General features: G+C 34.4%; 15 protein-coding genes. 14 read left to right on the forward strand and 1 reads right to left on the reverse strand.

Annotated features, from left to right (window positions below; genetic code table 11):
- The first annotated feature begins 199 nt into the window (after positions 1-199).
- From MHM83_RS09180 to cysM, 14 genes are all read left to right on the forward strand, one after another.
- Positions 200-1366: an O-succinylhomoserine sulfhydrylase gene (locus MHM83_RS09180; RefSeq protein ID WP_239179377.1), complete on the forward strand. Its 1167-nt coding sequence runs from the start codon at positions 200-202 to the stop codon at positions 1364-1366.
- A 23-nt stretch (positions 1367-1389) separates the two neighbouring features.
- The gene (locus tag MHM83_RS09185; protein ID WP_047789518.1) at positions 1390-1797 is read left to right on the forward strand and encodes an RrF2 family transcriptional regulator; all 408 of its coding nucleotides are present in this window, start codon (positions 1390-1392) and stop codon (positions 1795-1797) included.
- A 117-nt stretch (positions 1798-1914) separates the two neighbouring features.
- Positions 1915-2169, forward strand: a complete 255-nt coding sequence (locus MHM83_RS09190) for a DUF2061 domain-containing protein (protein WP_073182924.1) — start codon at positions 1915-1917, stop codon at positions 2167-2169.
- Between the two features lie 11 nt (positions 2170-2180).
- Complete coding sequence (locus tag MHM83_RS09195) at positions 2181-2789, forward strand: phosphoadenosine phosphosulfate reductase domain-containing protein (RefSeq protein ID WP_239179924.1); 609 nt, start codon at positions 2181-2183, stop codon at positions 2787-2789.
- A gap of 11 nt (positions 2790-2800) precedes the next feature.
- Entirely contained in the window at positions 2801-3706 is a 906-nt protein-coding gene (cysD, locus tag MHM83_RS09200; protein WP_159495364.1) for a sulfate adenylyltransferase subunit CysD, read from the forward strand.
- 108 nt (positions 3707-3814) lie between these two features.
- Positions 3815-5062 (forward strand): sulfate adenylyltransferase subunit 1, encoded by a 1248-nt coding sequence (locus tag MHM83_RS09205; protein WP_239179378.1) that lies wholly within the window; start codon positions 3815-3817, stop codon positions 5060-5062.
- Between the two features lie 12 nt (positions 5063-5074).
- Positions 5075-5425 (forward strand): 4Fe-4S dicluster domain-containing protein, encoded by a 351-nt coding sequence (locus MHM83_RS09210; RefSeq protein WP_047789522.1) that lies wholly within the window; start codon positions 5075-5077, stop codon positions 5423-5425.
- Positions 5426-5462: 37 nt separating this feature from the next.
- Positions 5463-7565, forward strand: coding sequence for a HEPN domain-containing protein (locus MHM83_RS09215; protein WP_239179379.1), 2103 nt, complete (start codon positions 5463-5465; stop codon positions 7563-7565).
- A 15-nt stretch (positions 7566-7580) separates the two neighbouring features.
- The gene (gene cobA, locus MHM83_RS09220; protein ID WP_239179380.1) at positions 7581-8348 is read left to right on the forward strand and encodes a uroporphyrinogen-III C-methyltransferase; all 768 of its coding nucleotides are present in this window, start codon (positions 7581-7583) and stop codon (positions 8346-8348) included.
- Entirely contained in the window at positions 8348-8923 is a 576-nt protein-coding gene (locus tag MHM83_RS09225; RefSeq protein WP_239179381.1) for a precorrin-2 dehydrogenase/sirohydrochlorin ferrochelatase family protein, read from the forward strand. Before cobA ends, MHM83_RS09225 begins: the two co-directional genes overlap by 1 nt.
- A 126-nt stretch (positions 8924-9049) precedes the next feature.
- Positions 9050-10105 (forward strand): NAD(P)/FAD-dependent oxidoreductase, encoded by a 1056-nt coding sequence (locus tag MHM83_RS09230; protein WP_239179382.1) that lies wholly within the window; start codon positions 9050-9052, stop codon positions 10103-10105.
- A gap of 134 nt (positions 10106-10239) precedes the next feature.
- Entirely contained in the window at positions 10240-10575 is a 336-nt protein-coding gene (locus MHM83_RS09235) for a 2Fe-2S iron-sulfur cluster-binding protein (protein WP_073182911.1), read from the forward strand.
- A 23-nt stretch (positions 10576-10598) separates the two neighbouring features.
- The gene (epsC, locus tag MHM83_RS09240) at positions 10599-11342 is read left to right on the forward strand and encodes a serine O-acetyltransferase EpsC (RefSeq protein WP_047789529.1); all 744 of its coding nucleotides are present in this window, start codon (positions 10599-10601) and stop codon (positions 11340-11342) included.
- Positions 11343-11361: 19 nt separating this feature from the next.
- On the forward strand, positions 11362-12249 hold the full coding sequence (cysM, locus tag MHM83_RS09245) for a cysteine synthase CysM (protein ID WP_159495371.1): 888 nt from the start codon (positions 11362-11364) through the stop codon (positions 12247-12249).
- A 533-nt stretch (positions 12250-12782) separates the two neighbouring features.
- Here cysM and MHM83_RS09250 read toward each other — a convergent pair.
- Positions 12783-13826 carry a DKNYY domain-containing protein gene (locus MHM83_RS09250; protein ID WP_239179384.1) on the reverse strand — a complete coding sequence of 348 codons (1044 nt, stop codon included), beginning with the start codon at positions 13824-13826 and terminating at the stop codon, positions 12783-12785.
- Positions 13827-13955: the final 129 nt, after the last annotated feature.

The raw sequence follows: 13955 nt of genomic DNA on the forward strand, positions 1-13955 counted from the left end.
ATTAGAATACTTCTCGATACAAAATTATTTTTATTTCATTTCAATAATTTTACTCGAAGTGACATCAGAAAAAAGGAATAGAAAACTTAAAAACAAGAACCAAGAAAATAGAGCAGAGAGAAAAGATATAAGAGCTAAGCCCCATAAATCTTGATTCTTTTACCTAGAAGCAAAGCGGTCAAACATCTAAAAAAATAACATGAGCAAAAATTTTGAAACACAAGCCATACGAACACAAACAGAACGTACACAATTTTCTGAGCATTCTACACCCTTATACCTAACCTCAAGTTTTGTATTTGACGATGCTGAAGATATGAGAGCGTCGTTTGCTGAAGAAAAGCAACGAAACTTATATAGCCGATTTTCAAACCCGAATACTACAGAGTTTGTCGACAAAATAGTGGCTATGGAAGGTGCCGAGGCAGGATATGCGTTTGCAACCGGTATGGCAGCCGTGTTTTCAACTTTTGGCACCCTGTTAAATGCGGGGGATCATATAGTATCGTGTCGCTCTGTTTTTGGGTCAACTCATAGTTTGTTTACAAAGTATTTACCTAAATGGAATATAGAAACGAGTTATTTTAAAATTAATGAGGTAGATAGGATTGAAAGTTTAATTCAGCCGAATACAAAAATATTGTATGCTGAAACTCCAACAAATCCAGCAGTTGATATTTTAGATTTAGAGTTGTTAGGAAGTATTGCAAAGAAGCACAATTTATTGTTAGTGATAGATAATTGTTTTGCAACTCCGTACTTACAGAATCCTATCAAATTTGGAGCAGATTTGGTAATTCATTCAGCAACAAAATTAATAGATGGTCAAGGACGTGTTTTAGGAGGTGTTGTAGTGGGAAAAGAGGAACTGATAAGAGAAATTTATTTGTTTTCAAGAAACACTGGACCTGCAATGTCGCCATTCAATGCTTGGGTGCTGTCTAAGAGTTTAGAAACTTTATCGATACGAGTGGAAAAACATTGCGAGAATGCGTTGAAGGTGGCGCAGTTTTTAGAAGAGCACCCGAAGGTGAACTTGGTAAAGTATCCATTTTTAAAGTCGCATCCACAGCATGAAATTGCAAAAAAGCAAATGCGATTGGGAGGGAACATTGTCGCTTTTGAAGTAAAAGGAGGTATTGAAGCTGGACGCAACTTTTTAAATAGTATAAAAGTATGCTCATTATCAGCAAATTTAGGAGACACACGAACGATTGTAACACATCCAGCATCAACCACTCACAGTAAGTTAAGTGAAGAGGATCGATTAGAAGTAGGAATAACAGATGGATTGGTACGATGCTCGGTAGGACTAGAAAATGTAGAGGATATAATTAACGATTTAAATCAAGCATTAAATAATTAAGAAGTAAAGCATATATTTGTGATATGCTTTCTAAGAAAACAAAATACGGAATTAAGGCGCTTACTTTTATTGCAAAACAAGAAAAGGGCACTATGGTACAAATAGCTACCATTTCAGAAAACGAAAATATTTCACACAAGTTTTTAGAAAGCATATTACTTACCTTACGAAAATCAGGGATTTTAGGAGCAAAAAAAGGAAAGGGTGGAGGCTATTATTTGCTAAAGCCTGCGAGCGAAATTAAAATGACTGATGTTATTAGAACACTAGAAGGACCTATTGCTATGGTACCCTGTGTTAGTTTGAATTATTATGAAAAATGTGATGACTGTCCAGATGAAGAAGCATGCTCAGTACACAAATTAATGATTCAAGTAAGAGATAATACGCTACAAGTACTTCGTAATAACACACTTGCAGATTTAGTGTAGTATTAACAAATTGTAAAATTCAAATATTTTTTTGATTTCCCCTTGGAAAATTAAAAAGCATCTGTATATTTGTCGACTTAAAACCTAGTATTCCGATAGGGTAATGGTATTTTAAAAATGATTGTAGAACAAGTAGTAGAAAATAAAGCTAATTATAAAGAAGATAAGCTTTCTGAAAAGCCACTAAGAAGCATTATAAAATCAATAAGTTGGAGAGTTGTTGGTACCATAGATACAATATTAATATCATGGGTAATTACAGGACAAGTAAAAACAGCTTTTTCAATTGGAGCTGTAGAATTAGTAACAAAAATGCTATTGTATTTTTTTCACGAAAGAGTTTGGAACAGTATTAAATGGGGCAAAAAATGAGTATAGAAACAATGAATTTAGAAGCAGTAAACGCAGAGTTAAAAAACAAATCTCCAAAAGAGATTATTGTTTGGGCATTACTACAAGCAAATAAAGCCGTAGTAACTACAAACTTTCGTCCCTATGAAGGAGCCATTTTACACGCAGTAGCATCAGTAAAAAACAGTATAGATGTTATTTGGTGTGATACAGGATATAATACTCCACAAACCTATAAACATGCTGAAGAGTTAATTGAAAAATTACAATTAAACATTCAGTTGTATGTACCTAAACAAACGGTAGCACACAGAAACATCACTTTAGGATTACCAACAGTTGATGACCCAAAACATGCGGTATTTACTGAGCAAGTGAAGTTAGAGCCTTTTAAAAGAGCGATGGGAGAACATAAGCCAGATGTTTGGTTTACGAACTTAAGAAAAGGACAAACAGCTTTTAGAGATAGTATTGATATTGTTTCAAGAAGTAAAGATGGAATATTAAAAGTGAGTCCGTTTTACCATTGGTCAGATGAGAAGTTAGATGCTTATTTAGAAGAGCATCAATTACCTAACGAGTTTAAGTACTTCGATCCCACAAAAGTAGAAAGTAACAGAGAATGTGGTTTACATATTTAAAGAACATGATTATGAATACAGAAACGATACAAGTAGGAGCTTTAGAAAGTGAAGCCATATATATATTAAGAGAAGTAGTCGCGCAATTTGAAAAACCGGTGTTATTGTTTTCGGGGGGCAAAGATAGCATAACACTGGTGCGACTTGCTCAAAAAGCATTTTATCCAGCAAAAATTCCATTTCCTTTATTACATATCGATACAGGACATAATTTTCCTGAAACGATTGAATTTAGAGACCGTTTGGTAGAAGAATTAGGTGTTGAGTTAATTGTTCGTCAAGTACAAGACAATATTGATGCTGGTAAAGTAAAAGAAGAAACAGGAAAGTACGCTAGCCGAAACATGTTACAAACCGAAACGTTATTAGATGCCATTGAAGAATTTGGTTTCGACGCATGTATCGGTGGAGCGCGTAGAGATGAAGAAAAAGCGAGAGCTAAAGAGCGTATTTTTTCAGTACGAGATGATTTTGGACAATGGGATGAAAAGAATCAGCGCCCAGAGTTGTTCGACATGCTAAATGGAAGAATTGATTTAGGTCAAAATGTACGTGTTTTTCCAATTTCTAACTGGACAGAGTTAGATGTATGGTCGTATATACAACAAGAACAAATTGAAATTCCATCCATCTATTTCGCTCATAAAAGAGCCACTTTTATTAGAGATGGGTTAATCTGGTCTGCAAATGATGAAGTTGTGTATAGAGAAGAGGAAGAAGAAGTACAAGAGCGTATGGTTCGTTTTAGAACAGTAGGAGATATGAGTTGTACGGCAGCAGTTTTATCAGATGCAATAGATATTGATACAGTAGTAGACGAAATTAGAGAATCTTCCATATCAGAAAGAGGAGCAAGGATTGACGATAAACGATCTGAAGCAGCAATGGAGAAACGTAAACAACAAGGATATTTTTAAAAAAGGTTTTTGCTATTAGCTCTTGGCTGTTAGCAATATGAAAATTAATAACAAAATAAAACTAGGCAAGTGCTAAAGGCTAATAGCCAATCGCCAACAACATAAAATATGAACGTAGTAAAAATAGCAACAGCAGGAAGTGTAGATGACGGAAAGAGTACACTAATAGGGCGCATTTTATACGATACAAAATCATTAACCCAAGATAAATTAGAAGCAATAGAAGAAAAAAGTAAACAACGTGGGTTTGATTACTTAGACTTTTCTTTAGCCACTGACGGATTGGTAGCAGAACGTGAACAAGGAATTACTATTGATGTAGCTCATATTTATTTTTCAACACCAAAAACAAGCTTTATCATAGCCGACACTCCAGGTCATATTGAGTATACCAGAAACATGGTTACTGGAGCATCAAATTCTCAAGCTTCTATCATTTTGGTAGATGCCAGAAATGGAGTGGTAGAACAAACCTATCGTCACTTTTTTATCAATAATTTATTGAGAGTAAAAGACGTGATAGTAGCTGTAAATAAAATGGATTTGGTAGATTTTTCAGAAGAGAAATTCAATCAGATTAAAGGTGAGATAGAATATCTAGCTAAGAAGAGCGACTATCAAAATCAAAATATCACGTTCATACCTCTTTCAGCTTTGAAAGGAGATAATGTTGTGAAGTCTTCAGAAAACACCCCTTGGTATAAAGGAGAAACATTACTGAATTACCTTGAAAACTTGGGATCTGAAGATACGCAAGAAGTATCAAAAGCACGTTTCCCAGTGCAAACAGTTATTCGACCTAAAACGGATAAGTATCATGATTTTAGAGGATATGCTGGGAAATTGTATGGAGGTGATTTAGCAGTAGGAGATAGTGTAACGGTATTACCATCAGCAACAAAATCTACCATAAAAAGCATTCAATTTTTTGATAAAGAATATGCAAGAGCAAAAAGAGGAAGCTCTGTAAACATCACTTTAGAAGATGATGTAAATGTAAGTAGAGGAGATATGTTGGTTAAAACAGGTGAAGAACCATCTGTGGTAAAACAGTTAGAAGCTACTATTTGTTGGATGGATAAAGCACCATTACAAGCTTCTCAAAAATATTACATCAAGCATGGTGTAAATGATGCGCAAGTAAAAATAACAGAACTAACATCTTTAATTCGTACCGATTTTTCTGGAAAAGAAGAAACTCCAACTCAATTATCACTAAACGAAATTGGAGAAGTGAGTTTAAAAGTAAGTAAACCATTGTTTGTTGATTCATATGAGGAAAACAAAGCTAACGGAGCCTTTATAATCATCAATCCAAAAACCAATACCACATCAGGAGTTGGTTTTATCAAGTAAATAATAAAAGTTATGGCAATAATCATTACAGATGAGTGCATTAACTGTGGAGCTTGCGAACCAGAATGCCCAAATACAGCCATTTATGAAGGAGCGAGTGACTGGAAATATAGCGAAGGAACGTCATTACAAGGAAATGTAACCTTATTAGATGGAGCTTCTGTAAATGCAGACGAGGAGAATGAACCAGTATCAGACGAGTACTATTTTATAGTACCCGATAAATGTACTGAGTGTAAAGGATTTCATGAAGAACCACAATGTGCGGCAGTATGTCCAGTAGATTGTTGTGTGCCAGATGATGCACATGTAGAAACAGAAGAACAATTGTTAGCAAAGCAAGAGTTCTTACATAACGAATAACAACGCTTTTATAAGCAAACAACTATTAAAAAACCACATGCAAAGTTTTAGATCAGAAATAGAAAACCCTTTAGTAGAAAAGGATATCCTAGAGTTAGAACGTAAAATACGTTTGTTTAACGAAGGAAAAATAGATGAAGAACGTTTTAGAAGCTTACGTCTAGCCAGAGGAATTTACGGGCAACGTCAGTTTGGGGTACAAATGATTCGTATAAAATTACCGTATGGTAAAGTTACGAGTGAACAGTTGCATAGAATAGCGGATGTTTCTGACGAATATTCTCGTGGTCGTTTACACATTACGACACGTCAAGATATTCAAATTCACCACGTAAGTTTAGACAGAACCCCTGAATTATGGGCACAGTTAGAGAAAGACGATATTACGTTACGAGAAGCATGTGGTAATGCAGTACGTAATGTTACAGCTTCAGAAACTGCGGGAATCGATCCGAAAGAACCGTTTGATGTAACACCGTATGCACATGCAACCTTTCAATTTTTCTTGCGTAATCCAATCTGTCAAGAAATGGGAAGAAAATTCAAAATGTCTTTCTCTGCAACAGAAGAAGATACCGCGTTGAGTTTTATTCACGATTTAGGATTCATTGCAAAAACGAAAACAGTTGACGGTAAAGAAGTAAAAGGATTCAAGGTATTATTGGCAGGAGGATTAGGGTCACAACCACGTCATGCCGATGTAATTTATGAGTTTTTAGAAGCAGATTTATTGATACCAACTATTGAAGGAGTGTTACGTGTGTTCGACCGTTACGGAGAACGTGCTAAAAGAGCCAAAGCTCGTTTAAAATTCTTAGTGAAAGATTTAGGTGTTGATGCTTTCTTAGAACTGGTTGCAGCTGAAAGAAATGCATTAGCATATAAAACGTACCCGATAAATACTACCGACTTTGAACAAGACATTGTTTTTGAAACCAACGAAGTTCCATCTGTAGTAATTGAAGATAAAGAAGCGTATCAAAACTGGAAAACAACGAATGTTTTCAAGCAAAAGCAAGAGGGGTTATACGCGATAGGCATTAAAGTACATTTAGGAGATTTTTATACCGATAAAGCACGTTTGTTAGCTGATTTAATCAAGAAATATGGTGCAAATGAGTTACGCTTTACGCTACGTCAAAATATTTTGATTCGTCACGTAAGAGAGGAGTTTTTACCATTTTTCTATACAGAATTAAAAAAGTTAGGTTTTGCAGACGCAGGATATAATAGTTTGAATGATATCACTGCATGTCCCGGAACCGATACATGTAATTTAGGTATTGCTAGCAGTACAGGAATTGCAGTAGAGTTAGAACATGTGTTAAAAGCTGAATATCCACAGTATGTAAATAACAAAGATATTACCATTAAAATTAGTGGGTGTATGAATGCTTGTGGACAACACAACATGGCGCACATTGGTTTTCAAGGAATGTCTATAAAAGTAGGAAAGTTATTAGCACCAGCTTTACAAGTATTAGTTGGAGGAGGAGTTTTAGGAGAAGGAAATGGTCGTTTTGCTGATAAGTTGATAAAAATACCAAGTAAAAGAGGACCAGAATCTTTACGAATCTTATTAAACAACTTTGAAAGCCATAAACAACCCAATGAAGACTTCTTAAGCTATTACGATAGACAAGGAAAAACATATTTCTATGAGCTTTTAAAAGAGTTATCAGACACCACCAATTTAACGGAAGATGATTTTATTGATTGGGGTCACGATAAAAATTATGTAAAAGCCATAGGGGTAGGGGAATGTGCAGGAGTGGTAATAGACTTAGTAGCAACCTTACTGTTTGAAAGTGAAGAAAAGTTAGAAAATGCTTCACAAGCCTTGAATAATCAACAATGGTCAGATAGTATTTACCACGCTTATGCGGCTATGGTTAACACTGCCAAAGCCCTGTTAACCGCAGAAGGAGCAAAAACGAATACACAAGCAGGAATCATTACCAATTTTGATGAATTGTTTGTAGCAACAAATAAAATAGAAGTATCAAGTTCATTCTCAGAATTGATTTATCAAATTAATAAGAATGAACCTACGGAAGCTTTTGCAAAAGGATATTTAGAAAGTGCAACAGCATTTTATAAAACAGTAGATGTTTATAGAAAGGCAGCCGTAGAAAGTTAAAAAAAGGAGAGTCCAATGAAAAATCAACCGAAATTAACCGTAGTAGGTGCAGGACCAGGAGATGCTGATTTAATTACCTTAAAAGCCATCAAAGTATTAGAACAAGCTGATGTAGTATTGTATGATGCATTGGTGAATAACGAACTGTTAGGATATGTGAATCCGAATGCAGAATTAATTTTTGTGGGAAAACGAAGAGGGTGCTACCGTTATCAACAAGAACAAATCAATGAATTGATTGTCGCGAGAGGATTTTCTCACGGACATGTAGTACGTTTAAAAGGAGGTGACCCTTTTATTTTTGGTAGAGGAGCAGAAGAAATGGAGTATGCTGCAAAACACGGATTAGAGGTTGCTGTAGTGCCAGGTATTTCTTCATCGTTAGCGGTACCAGCGTATCAGAATATTCCGTTGACAAAAAGAGGAAATTCAGAAAGCTTTTGGGTAATTACAGGGACCACTAAACAGCACCAATTGTCAAACGATGTTGCTTTAGCTGCAAAATCAAATGCAACGGTTGTTATTTTAATGGGAATGGGGAAACTCTCAGAAATCATTCAGCTTTTTAAGCAAGAAGGAAAGAACGAGTTACCAGTAGCCATTATTCAAAACGGAACAACTCCTGAAGAAAAAATAGGAATCGGTACTGTAGATACGATAGAAGAAGTAGTGGCTAAAAACAACTTGAGTAATCCTGCTATTATTCTGTTAGGAGATGTGGTAAATCACAGACAGCAATTACTACAAATACAACAAGAAGTAGCTTTAAAAGAGGTGGTATAATGGAAGAAAGAAATAATCTATATCCAATCTTTTTAAAGACTAAAGAATTGGAAGTGCTAATTATAGGTGGAGGGTTCGTAGCAGAGGAAAAACTACGATTTTTATTAAAATCGAGTCCAGATGCTAAGGTAACTATGGTAGCTTCTTTTTTTAGAGAAGAAACTGTTGAAGTAGCTCAAAAAGGTGAGGTGAATATGATAATAGATAGCTATAACGACACGTATTTACAAGGAAAACATTTGGTGATTGCAACCACTGATGTTCCTGAAGTAAATATACAAGTGTATAAAGATTGTAGGAGCCAAAATAAATTGGTGAATGTAGCAGACAATCCACCATGTTGTGATTTTTATATGGGCGGAATTGTTACCAAAGGAAACGTAAAAGTAGCTATTTCAACCAATGGAAAATCGCCAACAACTGCTAAAAGATTGCGTCAGTTTTTTGAAGAAGTAATTCCAGAAGACATCAATCAATTAGTACAAAACTTAAATAGTTATAGAAAAACCATCAAAGGAAACTTTGAACAAAAAGTAGAAACATTAAATAAGCTAACTGAGAGTTTGGTAAAGTAATCTTTCGCCTAAGTTTATCTTGAGGGAAGTCAAAAGGCTCAAGACAGGCTAAAATGAAGAAATCTATAAACTTATAAAATAGAGAGAGGTCACTGAGCGTAGTCGAAGTGACAAAATAAAGAGAACATGATACAAACAGATATATTAATTATTGGAGCGGGTCCAACAGGACTATTCACTGTTTTTGAAGCAGGGTTATTAAAATTACGTTGTCATTTAATTGACGCCTTACCACAACCAGGAGGGCAGTGTTCAGAAATTTATCCAAAGAAACCTATTTACGATATTCCAGCATATCCAGAGATCTTAGCAGGAGATTTAACTAAGAACTTGATGGAACAAATCAAGCAATTTGAACCAGGGTTTACCTTAGGTGAGCGTGCTGATACTATTGAAAAGCAAGATGACGGAACGTTTATCGTAACTACCAATAAAGGAACAAAACACCAAGCACCTGTGGTAGCTATTGCAGGAGGACTGGGAAGTTTTGAACCTCGTAAACCACCGATTCCTAACATTGCTGATTTTGAAGAAAAGGGAGTGGAGTATATGATTAAAGAACCAGAACTGTATCGTGATAAAGATGTGGTAATCGCTGGAGGAGGAGACTCTGCTTTAGATTGGTCTATTTTCTTAACAGATGTAGCAAAATCGGTAACCTTAATTCACCGAAGAAATGAGTTTAGAGGAGCGTTAGACTCTGTAGAAAAAGTTCAAGAGTTAAAGAATTTAGGAAAGATAAACTTAATTACACCTGCTGAGGTAAAAGCAGTATTAGGAGAAAATCATGTAACAGGTGTTGTAGTAGAAGAAAAAGGGAAAGAACCTTATATGATAGATACCGATCATTTTATCCCATTATTTGGATTGGCGCCAAAGTTAGGTCCTATTGCCAACTGGGGATTAGAAATTGAGAAGAACGCTATTAAAGTAAACAATGCGCTAGATTACCAAACCAATGTAGAAGGTATCTATGCCATTGGAGATGTAAATACCTATCCAGGAAAGCTAAAATTGATTTTGTGTGGATTCCACGAAGCAACACTCATGTGTCAAAGTGCTTATAAACGTATATATCCAGATAAAAAATATGTGATGAAATATACCACTGTTGGTGGTGTAGACGGTTTTGATGGAACAAGAAAAGAAGCGCCAAAAGCGGTAGTAAAAGCAATTGAATAATTGGGGATTAGGATGAAAGTAGTTAGGAGTTTAGCGAATAAGTTTGTTGTAATTACAAATTTTTAGTAAGCCCCTTCACCAGCAAAACTAAAATAGCCTACCTAACTACTGATTCCTATAATAAATTGTTACTGATGGATAATCAAGATATTAATATAAAAATAACAGATCGAGAAGGTGTAATGCACGAGGTAGTTGCTCCGACAGATATGGCAATGAATTTAATGGAGGTGGTTCGTTCTTATGAACTTGCTCCAGAAGGAACTATTGGAATCTGTGGAGGAATGGCGATGTGTGCCTCGTGTCAATGTTATGTAAAATCAAATCATGAATTGCCAGAAATGAATGATGATGAAGATGCAATGTTAGCAGAAGCATTTCATGTAGAAGAAAATAGCCGATTAGGATGCCAGATTCAAATAACACTTGAATTAGAAGGATTAGAGGTTGAGTTAGCTCCTGAAAGTTAGTTATTTTTGTAAAAAAAGAATAAATGCAATTTAAACAATACGATTTATCATTAAAAGATGATGTAGCAAATTTTACAAAACAATTATTTTACGCATTGTTTAATGATGTATGTCAAGAAAAAGCAAATCATTTAAAAGAAAAGTTTAAAAAAATTTTAAACGGGTTGGCTATTAAAAATGCTTCGGAAACATGGGCTGCATACCAACAAACATTTTGTGGAATACGAGAAAAGTTAGATTTAGATGCCAAGGCATTTGAAAAGACTGACCCAGCCTGTAAAAGCTTAGGTGAAGTGTATCTAGCCTATCCAGGGTTTCATGCGATTGCTGTATATCGTTTGAGTCATGAATTGTACAAAATGAAAATACCGATTTTACCAAGAATGATGAGTGAATATGCGCATGGATTAACAGGAACAGATATCCATCCAGGAGCAACCATTGGCGATTCGTTTTTTATAGATCATGCAACAGGAATTGTAATTGGAGAAACTACCATTATTAAAGAAAACGTAAAAATATATCAAGGAGTTACCCTAGGAGGAATTCAAGTTAAAAAAGAATTAGCTTCTACAAAAAGGCACCCAACCATTGAAAATAATGTAACCATTTATGCCAACGCAACTATCTTAGGAGGCGATGTAGTGATAGGAAGAGATAGTATAATTGGTGCTAATGTTTGCGTAACCACCTCTGTACCCGAAGGATCTATTGTAACCTATGAGTCAGAAAATAAAATAACCACTAGAAAATCCTACGTTAAATGATGTAGGTACCAAATTAACCATGAAAACTAAAACAATTATAGATAGTATAGGAAATACGCCACTCATAGAAGTTTCAAACATTCTTCAAAAAGAAGGCGTAAAACTATTATTAAAACTAGAGGGAAATAACCCTGGCGGAAGCGTAAAAGATAGAGCAGCTTTTAATATGATTGCTGAAGCTATTAAAAGGAAAAATATCCGTCCAGGAGATTATTTAGTAGAAGCAACTAGTGGAAATACAGGAATAGCGTTAGCGCTCATGGCAAAAGTGTTAGGAGTAAACATGGTATTGGTGATGCCTGAGAACTCTACAGAAGAACGTGTGAAGACTATGCGTGCATACGGAGCTGAGGTTATTTTAACGGATGCAGAAAGAGGTATTGAAGGTTCTAGAGATGTCGCCTTAGAGTTACGCTATAAAAAAGGCTATTTTATGCTGAATCAGTTTGAAAACACCGATAACTGGAAAGCACACTATAAAACTACAGGTCCAGAAATTTGGAACGACACCGAAGGAGAAGTAACTCATTTTGTTTCAGCGATGGGAACTACAGGAACCATTATGGGAGTTTCTACCTATTTAAAAGAACAAAATCCAGAGGTGCAAATTGTAGGAGCACAACCTAAAGACGGAGCTAGAATACCAGGAATTCGTAAGTGGTCGCCAGAATACCAACCAAAATTCTTTAATAAAAGTAAGGTAGATCAAGTGGTAGAGTTAGATGAAAATGATGCTAAAAACATGACTAGAAAGTTAGCACAAGAAGAAGGTGTTTTTGCAGGAATGAGTAGTGGAGGAGCAGTACATGCAGCTTTAGAAATAGCTAAAACGATTGATAAGGGTGTGATCGTTGCAGTTATTTGCGACAGAGGAGACCGCTATTTATCTTCTGATTTGTTTCAATAGACTGTCTTTACTTATTTTATAATACAAAAATTCCCGTCTAAGCGGGGATTTTTAAATTTAAGCAGCTGTTAATTTAATATATAAACTCTTGTTTTTTACTTTCTAAATTACTTTTAATTCATTGTTAGCAACAGGTATTTTTATTCGCACATTTATATTGTCTAACTAATTTAAATAAGGAATAAAACTGTTGAGGGTACTTTATTGTATTGATATAAGCATAATTTTAGCAATTTTTTATTCTTTTTAAGTAAGCGCTGTACAATACAAAATAAAAAACCGTACAAAAAATGTATGCTTTTACTAAACAATAATATCCCCAATTCTATTACATATAATAGGTGAACGACGTATAATAATTAATTAGTATTAAGCTTCATACAGTAGTGTATGAAATCATCCGATACTACTGTATGATGTTATGATACAGTGGCATATATTTATAGTACCACTAAAAAAAATTAACACCTCAAAGCTTGCCTTAGTAATTAAGAGCTTTTACTTATAAATACCTTGTGAGCTTATTAGTAGGTTTAATTGTTTTCTACAATTTGGTCTCCTCGATAAGTATGATTTTTATCCTTATACAGTAAAGAATGTTTTTTATTTACAGGTCCAAAAGTAGCCACATCAGCGTCTTTTAATAGTTTTCCATAGACAAATACATGGTTTTTATCTTTTGAATAAAAAGAGGTTTTAAATATACTGAACGTATTTGGGTCAGCTTTTTCAATTATATCTCCGTGATAGAACACGTAGTTTTTATCTTTAGAATACGGGAATTGAATTATTTCAAAAGAAGAAGCATCAGCATTCTCAATTTTTACTCCATCATAAACGACCTTATTGTCAAATAATAGAAACTTATCTTTTAAAACAGTTAAATTGTTGATGTTTTGGTAAGGTATCGATATTAGAGAGTCTACCATTTTACCATTTTGATACTCCTGAAAATCATAAATATTGTTTTTATCAGCAATATATCTATTGTTGATTTTTTTAGTTGTAGCTGGATCTATTGTAGAAGCTAGTAATTTATAGCTTTTTAATGAGTATACATTATTTTTATCTTTAACAAAGTTGCTATTTATAATTGTAAATGAATTATAATCTACATTTACAGGCTTATAGTTGTAAAAATAAAATTTGTCGTCTTTAGACCAATCATTATCAATTTTTTGAAATGTGTTTGGATTAGCTTTAGCTATTTTCCACAAGTGCTTTTTTCCTTGACTTTCCTCTTGAATATCTTGGGGTAAGTAGTTTATAGCTAAATATACATGGTCTTTATCAAAACAGATGTAATTGTCTTTGTGGACATAAAAGGTAGGAACATCTACTTCATTATTTATAATATGAGTTTTAAAATATAGGTGATTTTTGTCTTTTCCAAAATCTCTTCCTAAGACTTTGAAGCTCTCAACATCTGCATTTATTTTAGTGTTACCCAATTCAAACCAATTTCCCATAGGAGAATAACAGATGTTACTTTTTGATTTTGAATAGTAATAGGAATCTGAAATAGATTTATCTACAGGACCTGCAAAAGGACTACAAGCTTGAGAGATAATTGCCATTATAAATAAGAATGCCTTTAGAAGAGGAGAATGTTTAGCTCGTGTAATTTTTTTAATTATAAAATTCAAAATAAGTATAATTATGATTGTTGATATATAAGGGTAGTTTGTAATTAAGTTCATTAAATA

The organism is Tenacibaculum sp. Mcav3-52 (assembly GCF_022347665.1).
Taxonomy (GTDB): domain Bacteria; phylum Bacteroidota; class Bacteroidia; order Flavobacteriales; family Flavobacteriaceae; genus Polaribacter; species Polaribacter mesophilus.